This is a genomic window from Sphingomonas sp. BK235 (assembly GCF_004345855.1).
GTDB lineage: Bacteria > Pseudomonadota > Alphaproteobacteria > Sphingomonadales > Sphingomonadaceae > Sphingomonas.
The window spans coordinates 258,136-284,936 of record NZ_SLXN01000006.1 but is presented as its reverse complement, the minus strand read 5'-3'; the positions used below and the strand labels follow the sequence as shown (position 1 = coordinate 284,936).

Sequence of the window (26,801 nt, the reverse complement as noted above, 5' to 3'; positions counted from 1 at the left end):
TCTCGCCCCGTGAGCAGTCTAGACCGAGAAGCTGGTGCCGCAGCCGCAGCCGCTCGCGGCCTGGGGGTTCTCGACCTTGAACGAGGCACCGCCCAGCGACTCGACATAATCGACGCTGGCGCCGCGCACGAGGTCGAGGCTGATGTCATCGACCACCAGCCGCACGCCGTCGGTCTCCACCACCACGTCACTCGCCTCGGGCGCGTCGGCGAAGCCGAAGCGATATTGGAAGCCGGAGCAGCCGCCCCCCTCGACCGCGAGTCGCAGGATCGCGGGCTTGTTCTGCCGCGCCGCGATCGCCGCGACGCGCGCGGCGGCGGCGGGGGTGAGCGCGATATCGGGTGCGAGCGTGGCCATGTGCGTAAGATAGGCGCGGGCAACGGCGGGCGGAAGGGGGCACGACGCCTTCCCGACCGCCCGGCGACACTGGCCCATCCACTCCCGTCATCCCGGGCTCGACCCGGGATCCATCGTGCCGCGAGAGCCGCCGGCGTTGCTCGCGCGGAAGAATGGATCCCGGCGCGGGGCCGGGATGACGGAAATACTCTCGATCGTAACGCCATCCGCTGCCCCGGAACGAGAAAGGGCCGGCCCGCTTGGCGCGGCGCCGGCCCTCCCCTCCTAAAGCGGAACGATCAGTCCTGCGGCGCGGGGCCGGAGGTCGACACCGGGATCTGGCCGACCGCGCGGTCCTGCGCGGCCATCAGATAATCGGCGGTGGTGAGGAACGGCACCGGGTTCACCGCGTGACCGTCGATCCGCACCTCATAATGGAGGTGCGGCCCGGTCGAGCGCCCGGTCGACCCCATCAGCGCGATCAGCTGGCCGCGCTTCACGCGCGTATGATCCGCGACGATGATCTTCGACAGGTGGCCGTAGCGGGTGGCGATGCCCTTGCCGTGGTTGATCTCGACCATGTTGCCATAGCCGCCCTGGCGGCCGGCGTGGCTGATCACCCCGTCGGCGGTGGCGTAGATCGGCGTACCGCTCGGGCCGGGGATGTCGACGCCGGCGTGCATCGCCGCGGTGCCGCGGAAGGGATCGCTGCGGATGCCGAAATTGCTGGTGAACTGCAGCTTCTGCACCGGCTGCACCGAGGGGATCGCGATCACGCCCTGCTCGAGCCGGTCGAGCTTCTTCCAGCTCATGAACAAGGAGCGGAACTGCTGGTCCGCGGCGAGATCGGCGCGCGCCTCGGGGCTGTTGGCCTCGACCAGCGGGCCGCCCATCGCGCTGCCACCGCGTGCCAGCCGCGAGGTGGAGATGCCCAGCTTGCGCACCTGCTTGGCGGTGGTGGCGTAACGCTGGTCCAGCTCACGCTGCGCCACGGCGGCGAGCTCGGCCTGGCGCGATTCGACGCGCAGGAAGGGCTTGATCGTGTCGGCCGCGACGCGGGTGGCGTCGGGATCGATCGCGAGCGTCGCGCGCGCCAGTTCCTTGCTCTCGCCCGCGCCGGTCAGCGCGGCGGCGAGCAGCGCCTGGCGCTGCTCGATGCGGGTGGCGTGCAGCTCGGCGGTGTGGCGGATGGTGGCGACGCGCGTCTGGAGCTGGGTGACCTTCTGCTCCATCCGGGCGAGCTTGCGCTCGCTGGTCGGCGCGGCGGTGAGCCCGGTCGCGAGCGCGACCTGCTGGCTGGCGGCAACCGCGCCATAGCCCGCGAAGCCGAGGACCAGCGCGGCGCCGCCGCGGACCATCAGGCGGCGCGACCCGGAAGCGGCGCGCAGGCGATCGAGCGGGCGCACGGCCGGCGTGAGAGCGGTGTCGTTCATCGAACCCCAGATCAAAGATTACGGCCGGTGGCGTGTCGCCGCGCGGCCTTCCCCTTTTCCGTACTGCCGCCCCGGAGACGATCGCCTCCCGGACGCAAAGGTTTGTGACCCGAGCAGGGTTAATGAGACAAGAGCGGCGGGGCTTGACCGCGCCCGAATGACGGAAGGACGCGGCGAGTCGTTGTAATTCGCCGAGTCGGACAAGGCTTGATCGCGCAATTTACGTAGGTTGGCGGGCGATTCTGCGCGACGGATCCGGTGCGCCGAGCGCCATGCGCACGCCGGTCCGCGGAATTCTCGACCCGCCGCATGACCGTCGATCGGCACTGTCGGCCAGCGGTCGGAGACCCGCTTCACCCCAGCGAGCGCGCGGCGTCGAGCACCTCCTCGGCATGGCCTTTCACCTTCACCTTGCGCCACGCGCGCGCCAGCCGCCCATCCGCGTCGTACAGGAAGGTGGCGCGCTCGATGCCCATATAGGTCCGACCATACATCTGCTTCTCGCCCCAGACCTCGAAGGCCTCGGTGACGCTGCCGTCGAGGTCGCTGGCGAGCGGAATAACCAGGCCATGGCGCGCGATGAACTTGTTGTGCTTGGCGACCGTGTCGCGCGAGATGCCGACGATCCCCACGCCCGCAGCGGCGAAGCGGCTCGCCAGCGCGGAGAAATCGAGCGCCTCATGGGTGCAGCCCGGCGTGTCGTCCTTGGGATAGAAATAGACGATCAGCGGTCGCGGCAGGTCGCGCAGCCGCAGCGGCGCGCCGTCGGTACCGGTCGCGGTCACGTCCGGGAGGGGGTCCATGCGATGCTCTCCTGCCACTGCGCGGCGACGCTCTCGCGCACCCGATCGAGCGTGGCAAGCAGCGTTTCCCAGTCGGGCAGCATCACCGCGCGCGCGATCAGCGCGCGTGTCGCGGCGGCGGCTGGCTCCTGCGCGTCGGGCGCGACCAGCCGCCCCGTCACCAGCAGCCGCGCGAGCAAGGCATAGGCCTCGCGCATCGTCGGCGCGAGCGCGCCCGCCGCCACGAGCGCCTCGATCGCCTCGCCCAGCCGCGGATCGAAGCCGCGGCGGCGCGTCAGTTGCGTGACATGGACGGCGAACTCGAGGTCGACCAGCCCGCCGGGCAGCAATTTGGCGTCGAGCGGCCCCTGCGGCGGCTTGTGGCGCGCCATCTCGGCACGCATCTCCGCGGCCTCGGCGGGCACGTCGCGCGCGGGCCGGTCGCCCGCCAGCACCGCGGCGACGATCGCCTCCACCGCCGCGCGCGCTTCGGGCGAGCCGAAGACGGCGCGCGCGCGAGTCAGCGCCATATGCTCCCAGGTCCACGCTTCCTCGCGCTGGTAGCGCGCGAAACTGTCAAGGCTGACCACCAGCGGCCCCTGCGCGCCCGACGGCCGCAGCCGCGTGTCGACCGGGTAGAGCGGCCCCGCCGCGGTGGGCACCGACAATGCCGCGGTCACGCGCTGCGCCAGCCGGGTGAAATACAGCGTCGCCCCGAGCGGCTTGGCACCGTCGGACTCGGCGGTGAAATCGCCCGTGAAGAGATAGATCAGATCGAGGTCGGAGGCGTGGGTCAGCGCCATCCCCCCCATGCGCCCGAGCGCGAGGATCACCAGTTCGCCGCCGGGGACGCGGCCATGGGCGCGTTCGAACTCGGCGGTCGCGGCGCTCGCCAGCGTCTCGATCGCCGCCTCGGCGACGCGCGCGTAGCCGGCGGCGACATCGAGCGGGTCGGCCGCCCCCGCGACGATCTGCGCGCCGAGCGCGAAACGCTTGTCGCCGACGACGCGGCGAACATGGTCGAGCAGCGCCTGATAGTCGCCGCCCGCCTCGACCGCGCGCATCTCGGCGACCAGCGCCGGCATCTCGCTGATGGGCGCGAAGGCGCTGGCGTCGATCAGCCCGTCGAGCAGATCGGGGCGTCGCGCCAGCTCGTCGGCCAGCGTCGGCGCGTGGCTGAGCAGTTCGGCGAGCAGCGTCGTCAGGGCGGGGCGCGCCTCGAGCAGGCGGAAGACGTTGACCGCACTCGGCAGCCGCTCGAACAAGTGATCGAGCCGGTTGAGCGCCATCGCGGGCACCGGCGCCTGCGCCAGCGCCCCGACCAGCACCGGCAGCACCGCCTCCAGCGCGTTCTGCGCCGCGGCGGAGCGCAGCGCGGGATAGCGCGCCTCGCGCCAGGCGACGACGCGGCGCACCGCGTCCGCGCTGTCGGAGAAGCCCGCCTCCGCCAGCGTCTCGCCGAGCCGCGCCGGGTCGAAGGGGAGCCCCGCGCCCGCGACGGGTGCGAGCCGATCGAAGGTCGCCGCGACGCGCGCCACGTGCGGGGCGAGCAACGCGAGCAGCGCCGCCCCGTCGTCCACCCCATGCAGATGCGCGACCCGGTCGAGCGCCTCTCCGGCGGGTAGCGCATGGGTCTGGCGGTCGTCGATCATCTGGACGCGATGTTCGATCGTGCGCAGCAGCGTATAGGCCTCGCTCAGCGCCGCCGCGTCCGCCGCGTCGATCCGTCCCGCCTCGGCCAGCGCGGCAAGGGCGTAGCGCGTCGCGGGCGCGCGCACCATCGGCTCGCGACCGCCGTGGATCAGCTGGTGGATCTGCGCGAAGAACTCGATCTCGCGGATGCCGCCGCGTCCGCGCTTCAGGTCGTAACCGGGGCCGAACGCCTGCCCCTGTGCGTGATGGTCGCGGATGCGGCGGGTGATGTCGAGGATCTCGCCGACCGCGCCGAAATCGAGACTGCGCCGCCAGACGAACGGCCGGATCGCTTCCAGGAAGCGAGCGCCCAGCGCGCGGTCTCCCGCCGCCACCCGCGCGCGAATGAAAGCGGCGCGCTCCCACGGCAGCGCCTGCGATTCATAGTAACTGAGCGCGGCGTCGATCGGGATCGCGATCGGCGTCGCCTCGGGCGACGGGCGCAGCCGCAGATCGACGCGCAGCACATAGCCGTCGGCGTCGCGCGCCTGGAGCAATTCGAGCACGCGCCGCCCGATCCGCACCGCCGCGTCCGCGGCATCCTCGCGCGCGCGGCACGGCAGCGTCGCGGGATCGTAGAGGAAGATCGGGTCGATGTCGGACGAATAGTTGAGCTCGCGGCTGCCCTGTTTGCCGAGCGCGATCGCGACGAAGCCGCGCGGCGCGGCTTCCGGGGTTCGCTCGGCGATGGCGCCGGCGATGGCGCGGTCGAGAGCTGAGTCCGCGAAGTCGGTGAGCCGGGCGGTGACCGCGGTGAGGTCGAGCGTGCCGGCGAGATCGCCCAGCGCCACGTCGAGCGCGAGCGCGCGCCGCTCGAGCCGCAGCCGGCGCGCGAGCGGCAGATCGGGGATCGCGAGCGCGGCGGCGGTATCCGTCTCACGCTGGAGCAATATGTTCAGGAACGGCGCGAAGCGTTCCGCCCGGCGGCGCGCCTCGTCGAACCGGGGAGTCGTCATGCCGAAACCTAAGACCAGGTCGTACGTTCGAGCAACATGGTACGAGACGCCTCCTCACATTCCGGCAGCGCCGGCAGCGACTATGTCGTTCGCGCACCGCAGCCCGGCGACGTGTTGGCGGGCTCGTTGCGCGCCGCCTATCGACGCGACAAGGCGCTGCCGAGCGACATGGCACGCCTGCTGTCGCAGCTCGGCGGTCTAGGGCATTGAGAAGAGGGGCGTAGTACGGCGACGTTTCGCGCCCGTCAGCGAGGCCGTCATCCTGAACGTGTTGCAGAAACCACGGCTCCGGATTCGTACGGCTGATCGTCGCGGCAGCCACCCGTCATCCCGGGCTCGGCCCGGGATCCGTTGGTGCGGACCCAAAAGGCGGCTTGCTCTTCATCACCGTCATCCCGGCCTTGCGCCGGGATCCATGGTGCCGCGAGAGCAACGCCGGCGGCTCTCGCGGCGCGATGGATCCCGGGTCAAGGCTCTCCTGAGCTTGTCGAAGGGCCCGGGATGACGGGTGGAGCTAGCCGCCTTCGCGACAATGAACCTTTCGGGTCCGGATCCATGGTGCGCGAGAGCCGCCGATGTTGCTCTGGCGGAGGAATGGATCCCGGCGCGCGGCCGGGATGACGGTGGTTGGACCCGTCCAACCGGAGGGCCGCGAGACAGCCGGCACCGGCCGCACGCGGGCCGCTGGATCCTGAAACGAGTTCAGGATGACGGCTGAAGGCTGATCCTTGGCCCTTTACCCTCAGGCGTCGCGGTCGCGGCTGAGTTCGTCGACCTCGTTCATGATCGAATCGAGCGTCGAGCGGTCGCTGCTGACCTCATGGTCGCGCCGCGAGGACAAGGCGCCGTCGGTCATCAGCGCCTCCAGCGCGACACGCCCGCGCGCGACGCGGCTCTTGATCGTGCCGACCGCCACGCCGCAGATCTCCGCGGCCTCCTCATAGGCGAAGCCACCCGCGCCGACGAGGATCAGCGCCTCGCGCTGCGGCTGCGGCAGGTGCATCAGCGCGCGCTGCATGTCGGCGAGTTCGACGTGCTTGTCCTGGCTCGCCGGTGCGGCGAGCACGCGGTCAGCCACCAGATCGTCCCACTCGCCCTTGAACCGCGCGCGGCGCATCTGGCTGAGGAAGAGGTTGCGCAGGATGATGAAGGTCCAGGCGCGCATGTTGGTGCCGGCCTGGAAGCGCTTGCGCGCCGCCCAGGCCTTGAGCAGCGTCTCCTGCACCAGGTCGTCCGCGAGATCGCGGTTGCCCGACAAGGAGCGGCCGAAGGCGCGCAGATGGGGAATCACGAGCGCGAGCTGCTTCTTGAACTCGGGATCGGACAGCGCGACATATTCCGTCGGTGCCGGGGCCGACGCCTCGTCCGTGTGCGAGGAAGATTGGGTCATGCCGCTCCGTCGTGCTGACGCGGCGCCGTCCTGGCGCACGTCCGAGGCTGGAAGATAGGTACCGCCCGGCCGATTGGCCAGTCCGTCACGCACCACTTGTTCGAGCATCGCGTCAGGACAACAGGATGGCGGCGAAGACGACCACGATCAGCACCAGCGACGCCGCCAATATGTAGCGCGTCATCCCGGGCGTGCTGCCGGCACGGGCCTCATCGGTCTCGAGGTGCACTCGATCGTTCTCGTCTGCCATGGCCATCCAACGCGTGATGACCGTTTTGGGTCCGTAAGGATGGTACCAAGCGACGGCAGGTGCGCGATTTCCGCGTCCGGTCGCGCGATCGGGGTGGCGCGCCGCCACCCCTCTCGCGGAAGCTCACGCCGGGACGGTGGTCTCGTCGAAGAACAGCGCCTGGCTGATCGCCGCCTTCACCGTCGAGCGCTGGAACGGCTTGGTGATCAGGAAGGTCGGCTCGGGCCGCTCGCCGGTGAGCAGCCGCTCGGGGAAGGCGGTGATGAAGATCACCGGCACGTTGAACTCGGCGAGGATGTCCTTCACCGCGTCGATCCCCGAGCTGTCGTCGGCGAGCTGGATGTCGGCCAGCACCAGGCCGGGGCGATCCTCCATCGCCAGCGCCACCGCCTCGTCGCGGGTGACCGCCACGCCGGTGACCTCATGGCCGAGGTCGCGCACGATCGACTCGATGTCCATCGCGATGATCGGCTCGTCCTCGATGATCAGCACGCGCGCGCGCGTCTGCTTCTCGATCTCGGCGAGCGCCTCGGCCACCAGCGAGTCGACCTCGGACGGCTCGACCTCGATCAGATAGGCCGCGTCCTCCGGCGTGAAGCCCTCCATCGCGGTGAGCAGCAGCGCCTGGCGCGACAGCGGCGTCATGCGCGACAGCCGCGCGCGCGCCACCGCCTCCTGCTCCTCGGCCGGCTCGCTGCCCTCCACCTCGTCGAAATTGGCCGAGTTCCAGATCGCCTGGAAGGTGCGATACAGCCCCAGCCGCGGATCGACGTCGCGCGGGAACTGGTCCGGCGCGGCGACGATCGCCTCGAGCGTCGCGCGGACGTAGCGGTCGCCCTGCGCCTGGCTCCCGGTCAGCGCGCGGCCGTACCGGCGCAGGAACGGAAGATGCGGCGCGAGTTGTTGTCCGAGCGACATGTGTAGAAAGCCCTCCCTCACGGCGGTCGCCGAGGCGCCATCGTGCGTCATCAAAAAACGGTCGTGGACGCTGCGCGGCCGTGGCAATAAGTTCCCCCCGGTCGGCGATTTTCGTCGCACGGCGGGGGAACCATCGAGGGGCTATTTGGTTTCATCCGCCGAGCGCGGTCAACCGTGCCAGCTGCATACGAATGTTCCATCGTGTTCCGCTCGACCCGCCCAGCGGTCGCTGGGGCCGGGTTGTCTTGGGGGGTTTGCGTTGACGTCGGACAAGAAAGCGCCGGAGAAGCCGAGCAAGGCCCCCGCCGCGCATTCCAAGAATCGTGACATGGGTTCGGCGCTGCGCTCCGTGTATCAGAAGACCGTCGAGGAAGCCGTGCCCGACGATCTGCTCTCCCTGCTCGGCAAGCTTGACTGACCGAAGTGGCCGCGTCCCCGGCCGCTGACGTCCCGCGCCCGTCCGCGGGGCGGGGCGAGTTCGTCGGTCGCTGGCCGACCGGCGCCAAATTGTTCCTGATCCTCAGCATCGCGCTGCTGCCGCTGGCGCTGATCGCGATCTTCGCGACGCTGCGCGTGACCCAGATCGCCGACACCGAGCTGCGCTCGCACCTGCGCGTGGCCGCGGCCGAAGCGAGCCGCGCGATCGCGATCGAGCTGGTGGGCGACATGACCGCCTTGCGGGTCGCGGTGGACGCGCTCAACGCCGATCACGGCGACGCGCCGAGCTGCGCGCGCACGCAAGGCGTGTTCGCCCAGCAATCGGCGGCGGGGACGAGCTTCGTGATCCTCGATCGCCGCGGCCTGCCGATCTGCGGCGAGCCCTTCCCCGGTGCCGCCGCCTTCGCGCGCCAGTCCGAGCCGGCCGTGATCAGCGCGCGGATCGTCGATGCCGCGACCGGGGGGCGGCGCGGGCTGATGCTGCGCATCGCCGGGCGCAACAATGGCGTCACCGCCGCCGCCTATTTTCCCGCCGCCTTCCTGCAGCAACTCAGCCGCCCGAGTGGCTTCGCGCTCGATTACGGCTCGACGCTGACCCTGGGCAACCAGCGGCTGGAGCTCGATCCGCTCGCGCGCGAGAGCGCGTTCGAGCGGCGTGAGGCGGCGCGCAACGATCTCGCAATCGCGGGGCTCGCGCTGGAGATGCAGGTGCGCAGCGCGCCGATCAGCTCGCCGCTCCTGATCGCGCTGGCGCTCCCGCTGCTGATGTGGGCGCTCGCCGCCGCGATCAGCTGGTTCGTCGTCGACCGCCTGCTGATCGCGCCGCTGCGCGCGCTGCGCGGCAGCATCGCGGCCTATGCGCCCGGAGACCAGCCCGACCCGGCGCTGTTCCGCGCTTTGCCCGCGCAGGAGATCCGCGATCTCGGTGACACGTTCCGCGCGCTCAGCCGCACGGTCGCGTTGCACGAGGCCGGGCTGGCGGAGGGGCTGGTGCGCCAGACGAAATTGACGCGCGAGGTCCATCACCGCGTCAAGAACAACCTCCAGGTCATCTCCAGCCTCATCAACTTCCACGCCCGCGGCGCCAAGAGTGCGGAGGCGACCCAGGCCTATGCCTCGATCCAGCGCCGGGTCGACGCGCTGGCGGTGGTGCACCGCTATCATTTCGCGGAGATGGAAGAAAATCGCGGGGTCGGCCTGCGCTCGGTGCTGGGCGAGCTGGCGTCGAGCATCCGCGCCACCGCGCCCGAGGGGACGCGGATCGGGATCGTGCTCGACATCGACCCCTTCTATGTCACGCAGGACGTCGCGGTGGCGGTGGCCTTTCTGGTGACCGAGCTGGTCGAACTGGCGATGACCTGCGTGCCCGAGGCGCAATTGCGCATCTCGCTCAAGCCGCTCGCCGACGGCGCGCGCGATCGGGCGATGCTGCGGCTGTCGTCGCGCGCGCTGGTGGACAGCGACATATTGCGCGAGGGGCTGGGGCATCGCTACGGGCGCGTGATCGAGGGGCTGACGCGCCAACTGCGCTCATCGCTCGATCATGACCCGCTGTCGGGCGCCTATGAGATCGCGATCGCGGTGACGGGCAGCGAGTAAGTCGCTCGAAAGATTCGGCTTTGGAAAAAAATGCGGCGGGCGCTCGGAACCCTTCCCGGGAGTGGCCGTTCAGCTACCCGGACAGCGACTTTATGCCCCCCCGCTCTCGCTGTCCGCGACATAGGCCCGGAAGCGTCCACCCCTCCCCCCCCCCGGTGACGCTTCCGGGCCTTTATCCTTTCAGATCCGTCGCTTCGCTCGCCGCACGCTATTGCACGCGCGGAACGATCGCGGTTGTCGCGCATTGTCGCGATGATCTTCTAGGAGGCAGTCCATGCGTAAGATGATGACGGTCGCGGCTCTGGCCGGCGCGGTTCTGGTGGCGGCGTGCAACACGGTCGGTGGCGTCGGCAAGGACGTGTCGTCGGCAGGCGACGCGGTGAGCACGGCGGCCGACAAGACGAAGTAATCTTCATCCCTTCGAGGGTCGCACGGGAGGCGGGTCGCGATAACGCGGCCCGCCTTTTGCTATGGGGTGACGTGGTGTCGAGAGCGCTGGAAGGAGGCTTCCTTGCACGGCGCCGTCGCACGATGCCGTGGCACGACGCGGGGGAGGCCCATCATCCGTCGTCATCCCGGACTTGTTCCGGGATCCACGGTGCCGCGCGCTCCCAAGACGTTGCTCCTGCGGACCCGTGGATCCCGGAACAAGTCCGGGATGACGGCTGATCGTTGGAGGCAAATGCCCTGAGCGCGGGGTAACCGCCCCCTATTCCGCCTCGACCGCGGCCGCCGTCTCGCGCGCGCGCTTGCGCTCGGTGAACCAGATGCCGACGATCGCCAGCTCGTAGAGGATCACCAGCGGGATCGCGAGCAGCAGCTGCGAGCCGACGTCGGGCGGCGTCAGCACCGCGGCGATGGCGAAGGCGCCGACGATCGCGTAGCGGCGCGCGCCGATCAGCTGCTTGCGCGTCACGATGCCGGCGCGCTCGAGCAGCATCAGCAGCACCGGCAGCAGGAAGGCGGCGCCGAAGCCGAACAGGAACTGCATGACGAAGCTGAGATAATAGCCCATCGCCGGCAGCGCCTGCTGCTGCACCCCGCCGACCGTGCCGGAGAAGCCGAGCAGGAAGTGGAGCGCCATCGGGATGGCGATATAATAAGCCATCGAGGCACCGAGCAGGAACAGCAGCGGCGTCGCCAGCAGGAAGGGCAGCAGCGCGCGCTTCTCCTTGCGGTACAGGCCGGGCGCGACGAACTGCCACAGCTGCATCGCGATCACCGGGAAGGAGATCATCATCGCGGCGAAGAAGGCGACCTTCACCTGGACGAAGAAGGCCTCGAACAGCTGCGTGTAGATCAGCGTCTTCTGCCCCGCGGTCAGCAGCGGCTGCACCAGGAAGGCGAAGATGTCCTCGGCGAAATACCAGCAGACCGCGAAGGCCAGCACCACCGAGGCGATGCAATAGAGCAGGCGGCGGCGGAGCTCGAGCAGATGGTCGAGCAGCGGCGCGCGGCTGTCTTCCAGCTCGTCGACGACCTCGCTCACGACGCGGCCTTGCTGTCAGCCGCCGGAGGAACGTCCGGCGCACCCGGCACGACGCGCGGCTGTTCGACCATCACCGGCGGGTGATCCTCGTGCGCCGGCGCGCCGTGCGGGGGGGCCAAGGACGCGTCCGTGGGCGTATGCTCGATCTGCGCGGGCGCGTGCTCGCCCGACGCGGGCTCGGGCGGGGGCGGCGGGATCATCGGGTGCTCACGCATGATCCGCTCGTTCTCCGCCTTCCACTTCTTCTCCATCTCCTCCAGCTCGGCCTCGCGCACCATCTCGTCGAAGCCGGCGCGGAACTGGCGCCCGACCGCGCGCGCGCGGCCGACCCAATAGCCGACCACCCGCATCGCCTTGGGCAGGTCCTTGGGGCCGATCACCACCAGCGCGACCAGCGCGACCAGCAGGAACTCGGACGAATCGATGTTGAACATTCAGCGTGCCGGCCGGGTGCGAGGGATCAGCGCCGCTCCTCGCGGACTCGGTCGGCGTCGCGATCGAACGCGGGCTCGGCGCTCGACTGCGCCTCGATGCGCGGCTTGGGCGCGCGATCCTCGGCGTCCTCCTCAGCCATGCCCTTCTTGAAGTTCTTCACGCCCTTGGCGACATCGCCCATCAGGTTCGAGAAGCGCCCGCCACCGAGCAGCAGGACCGCGACGATCGCGAGGATGAGGATATGCGGAAGACTGAAGCTGCCCATGACGGAATCTCCTAATTGCGTGTCATCTAGTCGTCGTCGGCGTCTTTTTCCACCGCGAGTTGCTCGAAGGCGAGATCGACCGGATCGAGCAGCCCCGCGGCGCGCAGATCGTCGATGCCCGGCAGGTCGCGTCGGCTGGTGAGCCCGAAATGTGACAGGAATTCGGGGGTGGTGGCATAAATGAGCGGGCGCCCCGGCACCTCGCGCCGGCCGGCGGGGCGGACCCAGCCCGCCTCCATCAGCACGTCGAGCGTCCCCTTGGCGACCTGGACGCCGCGGATCGCCTCGATCTCGGCGCGGCTGACCGGCTCGTGATAGGCGATGATCGCGAGCGTCTCGATCCCGGCGCGGCTGAGCCGGCGCACCTCCTCGCGGTCGCGGCGCAGCAGGTGGGCGAGATCGGGCGCGGTCTGGAAATGCCAGCGCCCGCCGCGCTCGACCAGCTCGACGCCGCGACCGCGGTAGCGCTCGGCCACGGCGGCGATCGCGGCGCGGATGTCGCCGTCGCCGACATAGGCGCGCAGCGAATCGATCGACAGCGGCTCGGCGCTGGCGAACAGCACCGCCTCCACCGCGCGCTCGATCGCCGCGCTCACGCCGCCGGCCGCCGCAGGTAGAGCGGCGCGAACGGGGCCTCCTGCCGCAGCTCGACCCGCCCCTGCCGCGCCAGCTCGAGCGCGGCGAGGAAGCTCGACGCCAGCGCCGAGCGGCGCAGCGCGACGCTCGCCTGCTCGGGCAGGAAGGCCTCGATCGTGCGCCAGTCGATCGCGCTGCCGACCAGCGCCGCGACGCGCGCGATCGCCGCCTCCAGCGTCATCACCTCGCGGTCGTGGACGACGTGCATCACCGGGCGCGAGCGCGCCGAGACGCGGCCATAGGCGGTCATCAGCTCGTAGAGGTCGGCGGTCCACTGCGCCTTGCGCACCACGCGCAGCCCCTCGGGCGCGGCGCGGCGGAAGACGTCGCGCCCCAGCCGGTCGCGCGCCATCAGCCGCGCGCCGGCGTCGCGCATCGCGTCGAGCCGCTCGAGCCGCAGCTGCAGCCGCATCGCCAGCTCGTCGGCGTCGGGCTCCACCTCGGGGTCGCGCGGCAGCAGCAGCGCCGACTTGAGATAGGCCAGCCACGCCGCCATCACGAGATAGTCGGCGGCGAGCTCGAGCTGGAGCACGCGCGCGCGTTCGACGTAGCGGAGATATTGCTCGACCAGCGCGAGGATCGAGATCTCGCGCAGGTCCACCTTCTGCGCGCGGGCGAGCGACAGCAGCAGGTCGAGCGGCCCTTCCCAGCCCTCCAGATCGAGCGTCAGCTGCTCGGGCGCGTCGCTCACCGGATGGCGCCGGGGCGAGAGGGCAAGGCGCTGACGCGACACATGCGCCGCACCGTGGCACGTGACTCGGGGCGCGGCTAGAGGGGGCGCTGAGGGGGACGCCGGGGCGTAGGCGCTGCCCTTCCCTCACACGCTCCTGTTCCCCGGCGAAAGCCGGGGCCCAGGTGGGGGACGCTGGTGTGCTCCACGACGGCCTTCCCACCTGGACCCCGGCTTCCGCCGGGGAACAGGCAGCGAAGTGAGCGCCTACACCAGCGCCAGCAACCGGTCGCGCGTGTCCAGCAGCGCCGCCAGGTCGCCCGCGGGCGGGGTCAGCGTCGCCATCGCGCGCTCCAGCCGCGCCAGCGACACCGGCGCGATGTCGTCGAGCCGTTCGACGATCTGCTCCATCTCGGGCATGCGCGCCCAGCAGTCGAGCACCAGGTCGCAGCCCGCCGCGATCGCGCCCGCGGCCTTGTCGCCCGCGGTGCCCGACAGCGCCTTCATGTCGATGTCGTCGGTCATCAGCAGCCCGTCGAAGCCGATCGCCCCGCGGATCACCTGCTCGATCACCACCGGCGAGAGCGTCGCGGGCCGCTCGCGATCCCACGCCTCGAAGACGATATGGCTCGTCATCCCCATCGGCGCGTGCGCCAGCGCGCGGAAGGGGGCGAGATCGTCCTCCAGTTCCTCCGCCGCGGCGGTGACGGTCGGCAGGTGATAGTGCGTGTCGAGCAGCGCGCGGCCGTGCCCCGGCATGTGCTTGACCACGCCCACGACGCCGCCCGCGGCCAGCCCCTCCAGCGTGGCGCGGCCCATGGCGGCGACGCGCATCGGCTCGCCGCCGAAGGCGCGCGACGCGATCGCCTCGGTCGTGTCGGCGCGCGCCACGTCGAGGATCGGGTGGCAGTCGACCGTGATCCCCACCTCGGCGAGCATCAGCCCCAGCGCGTGCGCGTTGGCGCGTGCCGCCTCGATCGCGGAAATCGGGGCGAGTTCGTACAGCCGGTCGAACGCCGGCCCGGCCGGGAAGGCGGGCCACTCGGGCGGCCCCAGCCGCGCCACGCGCCCGCCCTCCTGATCGACCAGGATCGGCACGTCGTCGCGCCCCTCCAGCGCGCGCAGCGAGTCGGTCAGCGCGCGCAGCTGGGCACGATCCGCCACGTTGCGCTTGAACAGGATATAGCCCGCGGGGCGCGCGGCGCGGAAGAAGTCGCGCTCGGACGCGCTGAGCTCGAGGCCGGACAGGCCGAAGATGACGGGCTTCATGCGCGCGGCTTGTAGAGTGCCACACGCGCCGTGGGAAATCCCCTCGTGCACCGCCGTCCCGCGGTGGCGGACCCGTGAAGGCGGCCAAGGCGTTGATCCAGGTCACACGGGGGTGTCGAAGGGATCCGCATGTCATATCGCGCCGCCGGCCCGCTGCTTCTCGCCGCCGCCGTCCCCGTCGCCGCACAGGAGCGCGCCGGTCCGCCCGATGCGCGCGCGCCCGACGTCGCCGCGGACCAGCCGCTGATCCCGACCAAGCCGGAACAGCGCGTGCGACGCGAGCCGCTGCGCATCCGGGCGGCGCTCGGGCCGCAGCTCCAGCCCGGCTTCCCCGGCAATGATTCGCTGCGGCTCACCCCGATGCTCAACCTGTCGCGCGCGCGCGGCGACGCGCCGTTCCGCTTCGGTGCCCCCGGCGATGGCAATGCGATCGCGCTGCTGCGTCGCGGCGCGGCCGAGTTCGGGCCGGTGATGCGGCTGGAGGGGCGGCGGCGCGCCGACGACCTGCTCGTCGGTCTGCCCGAGGTGGCGCGCACGGTCGAGCTGGGCGGCTATGCGCAGACCTGGACGAGCGACCGGCTGCGCTGGCGCGGCGACGTGCGCAAGGGGCTGGGTGGGCATGGCGGCTGGATCAGCCAGCTCGGGCTCGACTATGTCCGCCGCGACGGCGACGATTGGCTGGTGTCGCTCGGGCCGCGGGTCACGCTGGCGGACGCGCGCTACCAGCGCGCCTGGTTCGGCGTCTCGCCCGAGGCGGCGGCGCGCACCGGGCTCGCCACCTATTCGCCGGGTGCCGGCGTCCAGTCGCTCGGCGCGACCAGCCGGGTGATCTACGCGCTCACGCCGCGCTGGGGCGTGCAGGCGCAGGCGATGTACCAGCGGCTGGTGGACGATGCGGCGCGCTCCCCGGTGATCCGCCGGGTGGATTCGCGCGATCAGCTCTCGGCCGGGATCGCGCTGAGCTACACCTTCTCGATCCGCTGACGACGACGGTTCAGCCCGTCACGAAACAGGGTTCGCCCGCCACCTTGAGGCGACCGCACAGATCGGTCGCGGCGCGCGGGCTGCCCGCGTTGACGCGCAGCCGGTAGACGTTGCGCCCGTTGACCGTGGCGGGTTGCACCAATTTCTCCAGCTCGGCGACATAGCCGAACCGCTTGGCGATCGCACTCCACGCCGCGTTCGCCGCCGCCTGCGTCGGGAACGCACCGAGCTGGACCTGCGCGCCGCCCGACCCCGCGCCGGGGACGCGGGCAGTCGGCGCCGCGACCGGGCGGGCGGCGCGCAGCGGCGCGCTCGCCTCGGGCACGGAGGCGCTGACGCTCGCCGCCCCGCGCGCGGGCGCCGGGGCCGGCGGCGCGGCGGCCGGCGTCGCACCCGGGCGCACGATCGGCGTCTCGGGCACCGCGCTCAGATCGATCGCGGCCGCGGTGTTGCTGCCCGCGCTCGCGGCAATCGCCGAATCGCCCTCGCCCTCGACCTTGAGACCGCCGGGCTCGTCGGGACGGACCTTATAGTCGCCCGCGGGCGCGGCGATCAGCCCGCCCTCGCCGCCCGCGCTACGCTGATAATGGTACAGGCCGAACAGCACCGCGCCGAGCACCGCCAGCCCGAGCAGCACGAGCAGCACGACGCGGCCGACGGGCGCACCCTCGGGCTCGTCGGGCTCGACCGTCTCGAGCCAGGGCAGCCGGTCCTCGTCGCCGCGCGCGAACGACTGAGACCTCGACATCAGTGCATCTCCGTGACCGCCTCCACGCCCATGATGGCGAGGCCATTGCGGATAATCTGGCCGATCGCGCCGGCCAAGGACAAGCGCGCGGCGGTGACCCGAGCATCCTCCGGGACGAGGAAGCGCCGCTCCGGCCGGTCATTGCCGACATTCCAGAGCGCATGAAACTCGGCCGCGAGATCATAGAGATAGAAGGCGATGCGATGCGGCTCGCGCGCCGCCGCGGCGGTCTCCACCACGCGCGGGAACTGCGCCGCGCGCTTCACCAGCGCGAGCTCCTCCGTATCAAGCCGGGACAGATCGGCCGCCTCGGCGCTGATCCCCGCCTCCGCGGCGCGGCGGTGGAGCGAATGGACGCGCGCGTGCGCGTACTGCACGTAGAAGACCGGATTCTCCTTCGACGCCTCGACCACCTTGGCGAAGTCGAAGTCCATCTGCGCGTCGCTGCGACGCGTCAGCATGGTGAAGCGCACCACGTCCTTGCCGACCTCGCGCACCACGTCGGCGAGCGTGACGAAATTGCCCGCGCGCTTCGACATCTTGACCGGCTCGCCGCCGCGCAGCAGCCGCACCATCTGCACCAGCTTGACGTCGAAGCGGGTCTTGCCCTCGGTCAGCGCGGCGACCGCGGCCTGGATGCGCTTCACCGTGCCGGCATGGTCGGCGCCCCAGATGTCGATCAGCTGGTCGGCGCCCTGCGCCTTCTGAAAATGATAGGCGAGGTCGGCGCCGAAATAGGTCCAGCTGCCGTTCGACTTCTTGATCGGCCGGTCCTGGTCGTCACCGAAGCGGCTCGAGCGGAACAGCGGCAGCTCGACCGGCTCCCAATCCTCGGGGGTCTCGCCCTTGGGCGCCTCCAGCACCCCGTCAAAGACGAGATCGCGCGCGCGCAGCCACGCCTCGGCCGCCTCGGGCTTGCCCGCCGCCTGCAGCTCCGCCTCGGACGAGAACAGGTCGTGGTGGATGCCGAGCAGCGCGAGGTCGTCGCGGATCAGCACCAGCATCGCCGCCACCGCGCGCGTGCGGAACAGCGCGAGCCAGTCGCTTTCCGGCGCGGCGGCGTAGCGGTCGCCGAACTCCTCGGCGAGCGCGCGGCCGACCGGGATCAGATAGTCGCCGGGATACAGCCCCTCGGGCACCGCGCCGACATCCTCGCCGAGCGCCTCGCGGTAGCGCAGGTGCGCCGAGCGCGCGAGCACGTCGACCTGCCCGCCGGCGTCGTTGACGTAATATTCGCGCACCACCTTGTTGCCGGCGAACTCGAGCAGGCTGGCGAGCGCGTCGCCCACCACCGCGCCGCGGCAATGCCCCATGTGCATCGGACCGGTCGGGTTGGCCGAGACATATTCGATGTTGACGGTGACGCCCTCGCCGCCGGACGAGCGACCGTAATCCGCCGCCGCCGCATGGATGGCGCCGATCTCGTCGCGCCACACGTCGTCGCGCAGCCGCAGGTTGATGAAGCCGGGACCGGCGACGCTCACCTCGGCCACGTCGGGCAGCGCGCGCAGCTCGCCCGCCAGCGCCTCGGCGAGCGCGCGCGGGTTGGTCGCGGCGGGCTTGGCGAGCACCATCGCGGCGTTGGTGGCGAGATCGCCGTGGCTGGGATCGCGCGGCGGCTCGACCGTGACGTTGCGGCGGTCGAGCCCGGCCGGCAGCGTGCCGGCGGCGGTGAGCGCGTCGAGCGCGGCGTCGACGTGAGCGGCGAAGCGAGTGAAGAGCGTCATAGGCGCGGCGCCTTAGCCGAAGCGCGGGGGTGACGCAAAACGCACGCGCGTGCCCCGCGGCCACGGCTGCACGCCCTGCAATCACGTTTGCGGAACGAACATTTGCACACGCTGCGGCGCAACATTCATGTTGCATCGCATCAAACGGGCGCACGCCCCCAAGCAGGAGCATCGATCATGCGGACTCTCTCGCTCATCGTCGCCGGCGCGACCGCGCTGCTCGCCACCGCCGCCGGCGCGGCCCCGGCCGAGCGCAGCTTCACGCGCGACGGTCACACCTATGTCTACACCACCAGTGCGCTCGACGCGCAGCGCACCGTGATCGAGGGGCATGAGGTCGGCCGTGGTGCCCGCTTCCGCCTGGTGGTGAACGGCGACCGCGTCTCGGGCAAGGCCAATGGCGTGCCGGTCTCGTTCCGCGCCGCGCAGCCGCTGCCGACCAACGCGAGCGGCGCGACCAACTGAGGACTTGGCGGTCACCCTCCCGCGCTGGAGGGTGACCGCGCGGGCATTCGCTTCGGTTCACCCGCTGCGGGTGAGCCGGGCGGCGCCCGTCGGACACAAGTCCCTTCAACGTCGTGAAGCGACTTCTCGGACGTCGCGGGCGCGGGGCGAAGGTTCCGGTGGCGTGAGCCCAGGCCGGATACACGGTCGACCGTGCGGCCTATGCCGTCGCTGTACCGCGCCTCTCTACGTACCTGTCGGGCCGATCAGAAGCCGTCGGGCAGGTCGATCGCGCCGACCACCTCGCGATAGCGCGCGATCGCGTAGCGGTCGGTCATCCCGGCGATGAAGTCCGCGATATGGCGCGTGACGCCGGGCTCGCCCTCGGGCAGGCGCGAGCGCCACTCCTCGGGGAGGCGCGCCGGGTCGTCGCGATAGGCGGCGAACAGCGCCGTCACCACCTGCGCCGCCGCGGCCGCTGCCGCCAGTTGGCGCGGATGGTGGTACAGGTTGGCGTACATGAAGCGCTTGAGCGCGCGTTCCTCCCCCGCCATCGCGGGCGAGAAGGCGATCAGCGCGCGCCCCGCGGCGCGCACCTCGTCGACGCTCGCCACCCCCGCCGTCGCGATCCGGCGTCGCGATTCCTCGATCAGGTCGTTGACCATCGCCCCGATCTGGCTGCGGATCAGTTCCCCCGCGAGCCGCGCCCGCGGCACGTCGCTGAACCGCGCCGCGACCCGCGCCCAGCCCGCCGCCACCAACGGCACCGCCATGATCTGATCCAGCGTCAGCAGCCCCGCGCGCAGACCGTCGTCGATATCGTGATTGTCATAGGCGATATCGTCCGCCAGCGCGGCCACCTGCGCCTCCAGCGAGGCATAGGTGTCCAGCGCGAGCGCGGCGTCGCGATCGGCCTCGGCGAGCGCCCAGCCCGGATGGCGCACCGGGCCATTGTGCTTGGCCAGCCCTTCCAGCGTCTCCCAGCTGAGGTTGAGCCCGGGCCAGCGCGGATACGGCCGCTCGATCCGCATCAGCGTGCGCAGCGTATGGCCGTTGTGATCGAACCCGCCATGCGCGCGCGTCGCGTCGCGCAAGGCGTCCTCGCCGGCATGGCCGAACGGCGGGTGGCCGATGTCGTGCGCGAGGCACAGCGCCTCGGTGAGATCCTCGTTGAGGCCGAGCGCGCGCGCGATCGTCCGTCCGATCTGCGCGACCTCGAGGCTGTGGGTGAGCCGGACGCGGAAATGGTCGCCGTCGGGGGCGAGAAAGACCTGGGTCTTGTGGCGCAGCCGACGGAAGCTGATCGAGTGGATGATGCGGTCGCGGTCGCGCTGGAAGGCGTCGCGCGGGCCGCGGTCGCCCGATTGCTCGGGATGGAGCCGACCGCGGCTGCGCGCGGGATCGGCGGCCCAGGGAGCGGGCGTCGTGGCGACGATCACTTGGCGTCGAGCCGGCTGACCTTCTGCCCCGCCTCACTGGTGAAGGTGAAGGCGGAGAGTCCCTGCTTGGCGAGCGTGTTCACCATCGCACGCGCCTCGGCCTCGGTCTTGAACGGCCCGGTGACGACGCGGTTGGTGGCGCGCAGCGGCGTGGTGTAGGCGCGCTTTCCCGCGAGCGCGGGCGCCTTGCCCTGCGCCGCCTTCCACGCCTTGCCGAGATCGTCCGCATTGGCGCCGCCCGCGACCTGCACCCAGATCCGCGGCGGCTCGTCGCGCGTCGTGCGCGCCGACTTGTTGGCCTTTTCCGCCTTGTCGCCCCTGTCTGTCTTCGCGGTTCCGTCCGCCTTGCCGCTCTTGCTCGCGGTGGCGCGCTCGTCCCCGGTCTTGCCCGCGCTGGACTTGCCTGCGCTGGACTTGGTCGCGTCGGCGCGGTCCGCGACCTTGCGCCCGGCGCCCCGCGTCGACGCGTCCTCGTTCGCGACGGTCCCGCGCGCGCGCTTGCCCGTGGCGGGAGCCTCCTCGACGGCGTCGCGGGCCGACCGCTTCGCGTCGGCGGCGGCGAGCTGGCGCCGCTGGCCGCGGACGGGCTCGGCCGGCGCGTCGGCGGCGACCTCGCGCGTGGTGACCCGCTTGGCCTCGGCGAGCCGCTGACGCTTCTGCTCGTCGGCGGCCACGTTGCGCTCCGCCGCGCGCGCCGCCTCCTCGATCGACGCGCCGGTGGGCGCGGGCGGCGCCGCCACCGCAACGACGCGCTGCGCCCCCGGCATCGGCGTGACGCCCAGCTCGGCCCCCGGCACCGAGATGCCCGCGACGATCCGGGCGAGGATCGAATCCTCGCCGAGCCGCGGCGGGGTCGGCCGCGCCGCCGCCGCCGCCACCGAGGGCGCGGGCGGCGTCGTTGCCGCAGGCGGGATCGCGCTGCCGGTCGGCCGCGGTGCGGTCGACGGGGGCGGCGTCGCGGCGGCGAGCTGCGTACCCTGCACCGGTGCGCCGGCGGGCCGCGCTCCCGCAACGTTCGCGGTCGCGGTCGCCGGTGTCGACGTCGGCGCGGTCGCGGGAGGCGGGGCCGCGCGTGCGGCGACGGGCGGCGTCGCGGCGGCGAGTTGGGGCGCCGGAGCCGCCGGCGTCGACATGGGCGGCGAGGCGGTCGCGGTGACGGCGGCCGGCGGCGCGACCGGCGGCGTGGCCGTGACGGGCGCCGCGGCGGCGACCTGGCGGCTCGGCGGCCGGGCGCGCGCGGCCGCGGCGGCAGCGCGCGCGGCAATCTGGCGCTGGCGCTCGGCTTCCTTGAGGCGGCGGCGCTGCTCGCCGCGCGAGAGCGGCTTGGTCGCGGCGGGCGCGGGCGCGGCGGCGGCCACCTCGACGCGGCGCGGCGCGTAAGGATCGGCGCCGAGCACGGGCAGCACCGGCACCATGCGCGCGTCGGCGAGCCGCGCCGGGGTCGGCGCCACCTCGCCGAAATGCACGGCGAAGGCGCGGTCGGCGGCGTTCAGCGTCGGCAGCCGCTGGAAGAAGGCGGCGAGCCCCTGCGCCATGCCCGGCGGCATCATGCCGGTCGCGATCCGGTTGGCACCGGCGACGTCGCCGCCCATCGCCAGGATGAAGGCCCGCGCGCGCCACGCACCGCGGTCGGAGCGGCGCAGCAGGGCGTCGATCTCCGCCAGCGCCTCCTGCTGCCGCCCCGAGATGCCGAGCGACAGCGCGTAGCGACGACGGATCTCGTCGAGCTCGTCGCTCTGCCCCCCGCCCTGCGCGAGCGCGAGGCGATAGTCGCGTTGCGCGCGCTCCTGCTCGCCGATGAGATCATAGGCCAGCCCGCGATCGTCGGCGTAGCGCGCCATCACCGCGCCATAACGCTGCGCCTCGTCGAAATAGCGCAGTGCCTCCCCGGGGCGCTCGCCGGCGACGAGGATGCGCGCGATCCCGCCCTTCACGCGCGCGTTGCGCGGGTCGATCGCCTCGGCGCGCTTGTAGAGCGCCGCCGCGGCGGTGGCATCGCCCAGCTTGAACGACAATTCGCCCGCCTCGACCAGCGCGGAGAGATCGCGCGGCGACGCGCCGATCCGCCGTACCAGGTCGGCGAGCCGGTCGGCATCGGGGTTGGCGGCGGGCATGATCGCCTGCGCGCGCGCCGGCAGCGCTGGCGCGGCCGCGGCGAGCGCGGTGGCGAGCGCCAACGGGGTCAACGCGGCGGCGAGCGTGCGTCCCGGTCGCGGTCGAGGGACGTCGGTCATGCGAATCTTCACTCCGCGCCGGCGGTGACGCCGACGGAATCGACTGTGGCCCGTCGCCGGGCCGGGGCGCCGTCTAGACCGATTGGCGACTGAACCGGCAATGACACGCCTCGCCGCGCTGCGATGAAGCGCGCCAGTCCGGCGATGAAACGTGGCGGGCGGTCAGATCTTCTCCGCCGCGGCGAGATAGTCCCACATCTGCTGCGATCCCTCGCTGGTGAGGCGCAGCAGCACGCGGCGGCGGTCGACCGGATCGGCCTCGCGCGTCACCAGCCCGCGATCGACCAGCATCGCGATCTGGCGCAGCGCGGTGGTCAGCGGCGCGCCCGAGGCGACCGCCGCGCTGGTGGTGTAGGTCTGCCGCCCCGACACCTGCTGCACGAACAGGTCGAGCAGCAGGTCGAAGGCGGGTTCGCCGAACATCTCGCCCTGGAAATACTGCGTGCGCAGCCGCCGCTTCGCCAGGATCCGCTCGGCCGCGACGCGGAGCAGGCGGCGCTGGTCCTCGACCCGCGGTGTCTCGAGCAGTTCCACGGTGGCGAGCTGGCGACGGTTGGTGCCGGTGTAGAAGAGGCTGACGTGGTTGGTGACCCAGATCGCGCTGCCGTCCGCCGCGATATAGCGTTTGGTGATCGAATAGGGCTCGCCCCCGGCGAGCAGCGCCTCGGACCGCTGGCGGTTGACGGTGCGATCGTCCTGGTGCGTGATCTCCAAGATGCTGCGCCCGATCAGCCTGTCACGGTCGTAACCGAGCATCGCGATATAATCGTCGTCCGCGTCGACCAGCCGCATCTGCTCGTCGGTCAGGCAACTCATCAGGCTGCGCGATGCCGCGCGATCCATCTCCACCCCCGTGTCCACGCCCGCGATGCGCTTCATCGCTGATGCGTATCGCTAACATGGAACACGTGGGAATGGAGCAAAGAAGATTTACTCTGGATATGATTTCCAGCAACTTAGCCTATGTTAGCGGCACCGCCACACGGGTCACAGGCGGCGCGTACCCGGGTAGGCGAACAGCAGGTCGGCGTCGTTGGAGGCGTGGAGCTGCTCGTGGCCGGTCACGGTGACGCACTCGCCCGCCTTCCACTCCACCCCGCCGACGACCCCCGTGCCGCGGATCGGGACGAGCCAGCCGGTCGCGCCTTCGGGCAGGACGATCTCGCGCGCGCCGCCGGTCCAGCGCTCCAGCACGAACTTCGGCCCTTCGACCAGGATGGTGCGCCCCGGCGCGACCTCCCCCGGCGAGGCGTAGGGGACGTAGGGGTCTAGGTGCGCCACCGCGACGCCGTCGTCGAGGTGCAGCTCGCGCGGGCGACCATAATCGAACAGTCGATAGGTGGTGTCCGAGTTCTGCTGCACCTCGATCACCGTCAGTCCCGCGCCGATGGCGTGGATCACGCCCGATTCCGAATAGAGGAAGTCGCCGGCCTTCACCGGGCGCCAGTCGAGCTTGTGCTCGAGGCTGCCGTCCTCGGCGCTGCTGCGCAGCTCCTCGCGCGTGATCGGCTGGAGCGGGCCGAGCGCGATCGTCGAATCGGGTTCGGCGGCGAGGATCGTCCAGCATTCGTCCTTGCCGCGCGGCAGGCCGCGCTTGTGCGCTTCCTCGTCGGAGGGATGATTCTGCACCGAGAGCTTCTCGCTGGTGAACAGATATTTGATCAGCAGCTCGGGCTCTTCCGGATGCGGCGACTGGAACCAGATCTCGCCGATCGGCGCGGCATCGGGCGCGGGATCGGGGAAGCCGGGGAAGAGGTGATGCCGGCCCCAGGGCTTCTCGACGCGCTTGGTGGCGAGCAGGGTGGCGGGCATGCGAACTCCTTGGGTGCGAGCGAGAGTGCGGCGACAACGTGTCGTCCACGCGGCGTGTTGCGTCCGCGCGAAAGCCGTTGTTCGCCGCGACCTCCTTAAGCTAAGAGCCGGGTCGATGCGTACCCCCCTTTTCCGCCCGCTCTCGCTGGGTCTCGTCGCCGCGCTCGCGCTTCCGATCGCCGGCTGTGCGGGCAACCGCAACCGCGCCGATCTGCCCTATGTCGCGCGCGACGTCGGCACGCTCTATTCCGCCGCCAAGCTGCGGCTCGATCAGGGGCGCTACAAGGAAGCGGCGGCGCTGTTCGACGAGGTCGAGCGCCAGCACCCTTATTCGATCTGGGCGCGGCGCGCGCAGCTGATGGGGTCGTTCAGCTACTACCTGAACCGCGACTATACCCAGGCGATCCAGGGCGCGCAGCGCTTCCTCTCGGTCCACCCCGGCAACCGCGACGCGCCTTACGCTTATTACCTCGTCGCGATGAGCTATTACGAGCAGATCAACGACGTCACGCGCGACCAGAAGATCACCCAGCAGGCGCAGGACGCGCTGGGCGAGCTGACGCGGCGCTATCCCAACACGCGCTACGCCGCCGACGCGCGGCTCAAGATCGACCTGGTGCGCGACCATCTCGCCGGCAAGGAGATGGAGATCGGGCGCTTCTACGAGCGGCGCCGCCAATGGCTCGCCGCCACGCTGCGCTTCCGCCGCGTCGTCGACCAATATCAGACCACGACTCACGCGCCCGAGGCGCTGATGCGGCTGACCGAGACCTATCTCGCGCTGGGCGTCCGCCCCGAGGCGGAGAAGGCCGCGGCGGTGCTCGGGGCCAATTACCCCGGCAGCGACTGGTACCAGCGCGCGTACAAGCTGATGCAGCAATATCCTGCCAAGCCGATCGCGCCGCTCGCGCCCGGCGAGCTGATCGTGCCGGTGGCGACGCGTCCCGGCGTGCCGGGCGAGGCGACCGCGCCGCCGCCCAGCGCCGAGGCGCCCGCACCGACGACGCCGACCACCACGGGGGGCGACAATCCCTCGGGCAGCACCGCGCCCGGCGCGGTCACCGACACGCCCGCCACCACCCCGACCGGCCCGCAGTAACGCGGCGCGGAACAAACGGGGTAAACAGACGCGCGAATCGCCGCTAAGGAGCGCAGGCCGATGCTGACCGCGCTATCCATCCGTGACGTCGTGCTGATCGAGGCGCTCGAGCTCGAATTCGGGCCGGGCCTCGGCGTGCTGACCGGCGAGACCGGCGCGGGCAAGTCGATCCTGCTCGACGCGCTCGGGCTCGCGCTCGGGCGCCGCGGCGAGAGCGGGCTGGTGCGCAGCGGCGCGGCGCAGGCGGTGGTGACCGCCAGCTTCGACGCACCGCCCGCCGCCGCCGCGCTGCTCGCCGACAACGGGCTCGATCTCGATCCCGGCGAGCCGCTCATCATCCGTCGCATCGTCAAGGCCGACGGCGGCAGCCGCGCCTTCGTCAACGACCAGCCCGCCTCCGCCGCGCTGCTGCGCGAGATCGGCGCGCTGCTGGTCGAGATCCACGGCCAGCACGACGATCGCGGCCTGCTCGCCGCGGCGGGCCACCGCGCGCTGCTCGACGCTTTCGCGCGCAGCGACACGCGCGCGGTGGCGGCGGCGCATGCGGCATGGCGGTCCGCCGAGCGCGCGCTCGACGCGGCGCGCGAGGGGATCGCCGCCGCCCAGCGCGACCGCGAGTGGCTCGAACATTCGGTCGCCGAACTGACCGCGCTCGCACCCGAGCCGGGCGAGGAGGAGACGCTCGCCGAGCGCCGCCGCGCGATGCAGCGCGCCGAGAAGGTCGCCGACGACCTCAACGCGGTGACCGACCATCTCGACGGTGGCGACGGCGCGCTGACGCACCTGCGCCAGGCCGCGCGCGTGCTGGAGCGGATCGCGGAGGATCATCCCGCGCTGACCGACGCGCTGTCCGCGGTGGATCGCGCGCTGATCGAGGGGGGTGTCGCAGAGGAGCGGCTGCGCGAGGCCGCGGCGGCGCTGCTGTACGACCCGCGCCAGCTCGAGGACGACGAGGCGCGGCTGTTCGAGCTGCGCGGCATGGCGCGCAAGCATCGCGTCCAGCCCGACGAGCTGGCCGCGCTGACGGGCGACCTGGCGGCGCAGCTCGAGCAACTCAACGCCGGCGAGGAAGGATTGACCGGGCTGGAGCGCGACGTGGCGCAGGCGCGCACGCGCTACGAGGCCGCGGCGGCGGGACTGAGCGTTACCCGCGGCGAGGCCGCGACGCGACTCGACGCGGCGGTCGCGGCCGAGCTCGCGCCGCTCAAGCTCGACGCCGCGCGCTTCCGCACCGTGGTGGCGCCATTGGCCGAGAGCGACTGGTCCGCGGCGGGACGCGACCGCGTCGAGTTCGAGATCGCGACCAACCCGGGCGCGCCCTTCGCGGCGCTCGCCAAGATCGCGTCGGGCGGCGAGCTGTCGCGCTTCATCCTCGCGCTCAAGGTGGCGCTGGCGCAGGAAGGCGGCGCGTCGACGATGATCTTCGACGAGATCGACCGCGGGGTCGGCGGCGCGGTCGCGAGCGCGATCGGCGAGCGGCTCGCGCGGTTGGCGCAGGCGACCCAGCTGCTGGTGGTGACGCACAGCCCGCAGGTGGCGGCGCGCGGTGCCACCCACTGGCTGATCGCCAAGTCGAGCGACGGGGTGGTGACGCGCACCGGCGTCCGCCCGCTCGACGCGGTCGAGCGCCGCGAGGAGATCGCGCGGATGCTCTCCGGCGCGACCGTCACCGACGAGGCGCGCGCGCAGGCGGAGCGGCTGCTCGAGACCGCGTGAGGACGGGGGCGGCGAGCGATTCGCTCGACGTCACTCATCT

At 71.7% G+C, this 26,801-nt stretch carries 27 protein-coding genes; 8 read left to right on the top strand and 19 right to left on the bottom strand.

Features of this window, described 5'->3' with window-relative positions; translation table 11 throughout:
• Nucleotides 1-18: 18 nt before the first annotated feature.
• The 4 genes from erpA to EV292_RS16505 form a co-directional block, all read right to left on the bottom strand.
• Entirely contained in the window at nucleotides 19-357 is a 339-nt protein-coding gene (gene erpA, locus EV292_RS16520) for an iron-sulfur cluster insertion protein ErpA (protein ID WP_132910332.1), read from the bottom strand.
• A 278-nt stretch (nucleotides 358-635) separates the two neighbouring features.
• Nucleotides 636-1,769 carry a M23 family metallopeptidase gene (locus EV292_RS23170; protein ID WP_243693820.1) on the bottom strand — a complete coding sequence of 378 codons (1,134 nt, stop codon included), beginning with the start codon at nucleotides 1,767-1,769 and terminating at the stop codon, nucleotides 636-638.
• Nucleotides 1,770-2,122: 353 nt separating this feature from the next.
• A complete protein-coding gene (locus EV292_RS16510; RefSeq protein WP_132910331.1) occupies nucleotides 2,123-2,572 on the bottom strand; it encodes a peroxiredoxin in 450 nt (149 codons plus the stop codon).
• Nucleotides 2,551-5,199, bottom strand: coding sequence for a bifunctional [glutamine synthetase] adenylyltransferase/[glutamine synthetase]-adenylyl-L-tyrosine phosphorylase (locus EV292_RS16505; RefSeq protein ID WP_207913450.1), 2,649 nt, complete (start codon nucleotides 5,197-5,199; stop codon nucleotides 2,551-2,553). Before EV292_RS16505 ends, EV292_RS16510 begins: the two co-directional genes overlap by 22 nt.
• A gap of 36 nt (nucleotides 5,200-5,235) precedes the next feature.
• On the opposite strand from EV292_RS16505, the gene EV292_RS22730 reads away from it, so the two are divergent.
• Nucleotides 5,236-5,409, top strand: coding sequence for a hypothetical protein (locus EV292_RS22730; protein ID WP_165927154.1), 174 nt, complete (start codon nucleotides 5,236-5,238; stop codon nucleotides 5,407-5,409).
• 532 nt (nucleotides 5,410-5,941) lie between these two features.
• Here EV292_RS22730 and EV292_RS16500 read toward each other — a convergent pair.
• From EV292_RS16500 to EV292_RS16495, 3 genes are all read right to left on the bottom strand, one after another.
• Entirely contained in the window at nucleotides 5,942-6,589 is a 648-nt protein-coding gene (locus EV292_RS16500) for a sigma-70 family RNA polymerase sigma factor (RefSeq protein WP_132910329.1), read from the bottom strand.
• 112 nt (nucleotides 6,590-6,701) lie between these two features.
• Complete coding sequence (locus tag EV292_RS22725) at nucleotides 6,702-6,839, bottom strand: hypothetical protein (RefSeq protein ID WP_165927131.1); 138 nt, start codon at nucleotides 6,837-6,839, stop codon at nucleotides 6,702-6,704.
• 123 nt (nucleotides 6,840-6,962) lie between these two features.
• A complete protein-coding gene (locus EV292_RS16495; RefSeq protein ID WP_132910328.1) occupies nucleotides 6,963-7,757 on the bottom strand; it encodes a response regulator in 795 nt (264 codons plus the stop codon).
• A gap of 259 nt (nucleotides 7,758-8,016) precedes the next feature.
• On the opposite strand from EV292_RS16495, the gene EV292_RS23165 reads away from it, so the two are divergent.
• From EV292_RS23165 to EV292_RS16485, 3 genes are all read left to right on the top strand, one after another.
• Entirely contained in the window at nucleotides 8,017-8,175 is a 159-nt protein-coding gene (locus EV292_RS23165; protein WP_243693819.1) for a NepR family anti-sigma factor, read from the top strand.
• A gap of 5 nt (nucleotides 8,176-8,180) precedes the next feature.
• Nucleotides 8,181-9,794 (top strand): sensor histidine kinase, encoded by a 1,614-nt coding sequence (locus tag EV292_RS16490; RefSeq protein ID WP_132910327.1) that lies wholly within the window; start codon nucleotides 8,181-8,183, stop codon nucleotides 9,792-9,794.
• Nucleotides 9,795-10,068: 274 nt separating this feature from the next.
• On the top strand, nucleotides 10,069-10,203 hold the full coding sequence (locus tag EV292_RS16485; RefSeq protein ID WP_132910326.1) for an entericidin A/B family lipoprotein: 135 nt from the start codon (nucleotides 10,069-10,071) through the stop codon (nucleotides 10,201-10,203).
• A gap of 300 nt (nucleotides 10,204-10,503) precedes the next feature.
• On the opposite strand, the gene tatC is transcribed toward EV292_RS16485, so the two are convergent.
• The 6 genes from tatC to EV292_RS16455 form a co-directional block, all read right to left on the bottom strand.
• On the bottom strand, nucleotides 10,504-11,283 hold the full coding sequence (gene tatC, locus EV292_RS16480) for a twin-arginine translocase subunit TatC (protein ID WP_132910325.1): 780 nt from the start codon (nucleotides 11,281-11,283) through the stop codon (nucleotides 10,504-10,506).
• Complete coding sequence (gene tatB / locus EV292_RS16475; protein WP_132910324.1) at nucleotides 11,280-11,717, bottom strand: Sec-independent protein translocase protein TatB; 438 nt, start codon at nucleotides 11,715-11,717, stop codon at nucleotides 11,280-11,282. The genes tatC and tatB overlap by 4 nt, the downstream gene beginning before the upstream one ends.
• Before the next feature lie 26 nt (nucleotides 11,718-11,743).
• Nucleotides 11,744-11,983, bottom strand: a complete 240-nt coding sequence (locus tag EV292_RS16470; protein ID WP_132910323.1) for a twin-arginine translocase TatA/TatE family subunit — start codon at nucleotides 11,981-11,983, stop codon at nucleotides 11,744-11,746.
• Between the two features lie 26 nt (nucleotides 11,984-12,009).
• The gene (gene scpB, locus EV292_RS16465; RefSeq protein WP_132910322.1) at nucleotides 12,010-12,579 is read right to left on the bottom strand and encodes an SMC-Scp complex subunit ScpB; all 570 of its coding nucleotides are present in this window, start codon (nucleotides 12,577-12,579) and stop codon (nucleotides 12,010-12,012) included.
• Nucleotides 12,576-13,310, bottom strand: a complete 735-nt coding sequence (locus tag EV292_RS16460) for a ScpA family protein (protein WP_132910321.1) — start codon at nucleotides 13,308-13,310, stop codon at nucleotides 12,576-12,578. The genes scpB and EV292_RS16460 overlap by 4 nt, the downstream gene beginning before the upstream one ends.
• Nucleotides 13,311-13,556: 246 nt before the next feature.
• The gene (locus EV292_RS16455; protein ID WP_132910320.1) at nucleotides 13,557-14,558 is read right to left on the bottom strand and encodes a glycoside hydrolase family 3 N-terminal domain-containing protein; all 1,002 of its coding nucleotides are present in this window, start codon (nucleotides 14,556-14,558) and stop codon (nucleotides 13,557-13,559) included.
• Between the two features lie 129 nt (nucleotides 14,559-14,687).
• Between EV292_RS16455 and EV292_RS16450 the strand changes: the two genes are divergently transcribed.
• Entirely contained in the window at nucleotides 14,688-15,542 is an 855-nt protein-coding gene (locus EV292_RS16450; RefSeq protein WP_132910319.1) for a MipA/OmpV family protein, read from the top strand.
• A 10-nt stretch (nucleotides 15,543-15,552) separates the two neighbouring features.
• Here EV292_RS16450 and EV292_RS16445 read toward each other — a convergent pair whose 3' ends face one another.
• Together EV292_RS16445 and argS are read right to left on the bottom strand one after the other, a co-directional pair.
• Nucleotides 15,553-16,290 carry an SPOR domain-containing protein gene (locus EV292_RS16445; RefSeq protein WP_132910318.1) on the bottom strand — a complete coding sequence of 246 codons (738 nt, stop codon included), beginning with the start codon at nucleotides 16,288-16,290 and terminating at the stop codon, nucleotides 15,553-15,555.
• Entirely contained in the window at nucleotides 16,290-18,017 is a 1,728-nt protein-coding gene (argS, locus tag EV292_RS16440) for an arginine--tRNA ligase (RefSeq protein ID WP_132910317.1), read from the bottom strand. The genes EV292_RS16445 and argS overlap by 1 nt, the downstream gene beginning before the upstream one ends.
• A gap of 177 nt (nucleotides 18,018-18,194) precedes the next feature.
• Here argS and EV292_RS16435 point away from each other — a divergent pair, with 177 nt between their 5' ends.
• Nucleotides 18,195-18,482: a hypothetical protein gene (locus tag EV292_RS16435; protein WP_132910316.1), complete on the top strand. Its 288-nt coding sequence runs from the start codon at nucleotides 18,195-18,197 to the stop codon at nucleotides 18,480-18,482.
• 245 nt (nucleotides 18,483-18,727) lie between these two features.
• On the opposite strand, the gene EV292_RS16430 is transcribed toward EV292_RS16435, so the two are convergent.
• The 4 genes from EV292_RS16430 to EV292_RS16415 form a co-directional block, all read right to left on the bottom strand.
• The gene (locus EV292_RS16430; protein ID WP_243693818.1) at nucleotides 18,728-19,900 is read right to left on the bottom strand and encodes a deoxyguanosinetriphosphate triphosphohydrolase; all 1,173 of its coding nucleotides are present in this window, start codon (nucleotides 19,898-19,900) and stop codon (nucleotides 18,728-18,730) included.
• On the bottom strand, nucleotides 19,897-22,134 hold the full coding sequence (locus EV292_RS16425) for an SPOR domain-containing protein (RefSeq protein WP_132910315.1): 2,238 nt from the start codon (nucleotides 22,132-22,134) through the stop codon (nucleotides 19,897-19,899). The genes EV292_RS16430 and EV292_RS16425 overlap by 4 nt, the downstream gene beginning before the upstream one ends.
• A gap of 162 nt (nucleotides 22,135-22,296) precedes the next feature.
• Entirely contained in the window at nucleotides 22,297-23,013 is a 717-nt protein-coding gene (locus EV292_RS16420; RefSeq protein ID WP_132910314.1) for a PAS domain S-box protein, read from the bottom strand.
• A 108-nt stretch (nucleotides 23,014-23,121) separates the two neighbouring features.
• On the bottom strand, nucleotides 23,122-23,946 hold the full coding sequence (locus EV292_RS16415) for a class I mannose-6-phosphate isomerase (RefSeq protein ID WP_132910313.1): 825 nt from the start codon (nucleotides 23,944-23,946) through the stop codon (nucleotides 23,122-23,124).
• Nucleotides 23,947-24,061: 115 nt separating this feature from the next.
• Between EV292_RS16415 and EV292_RS16410 the strand changes: the two genes are divergently transcribed.
• Together EV292_RS16410 and recN are read left to right on the top strand one after the other, a co-directional pair.
• A complete protein-coding gene (locus tag EV292_RS16410; protein WP_132910312.1) occupies nucleotides 24,062-25,045 on the top strand; it encodes an outer membrane protein assembly factor BamD in 984 nt (327 codons plus the stop codon).
• A gap of 60 nt (nucleotides 25,046-25,105) precedes the next feature.
• A complete protein-coding gene (gene recN / locus EV292_RS16405; RefSeq protein WP_132910311.1) occupies nucleotides 25,106-26,761 on the top strand; it encodes a DNA repair protein RecN in 1,656 nt (551 codons plus the stop codon).
• Nucleotides 26,762-26,801: the final 40 nt, after the last annotated feature.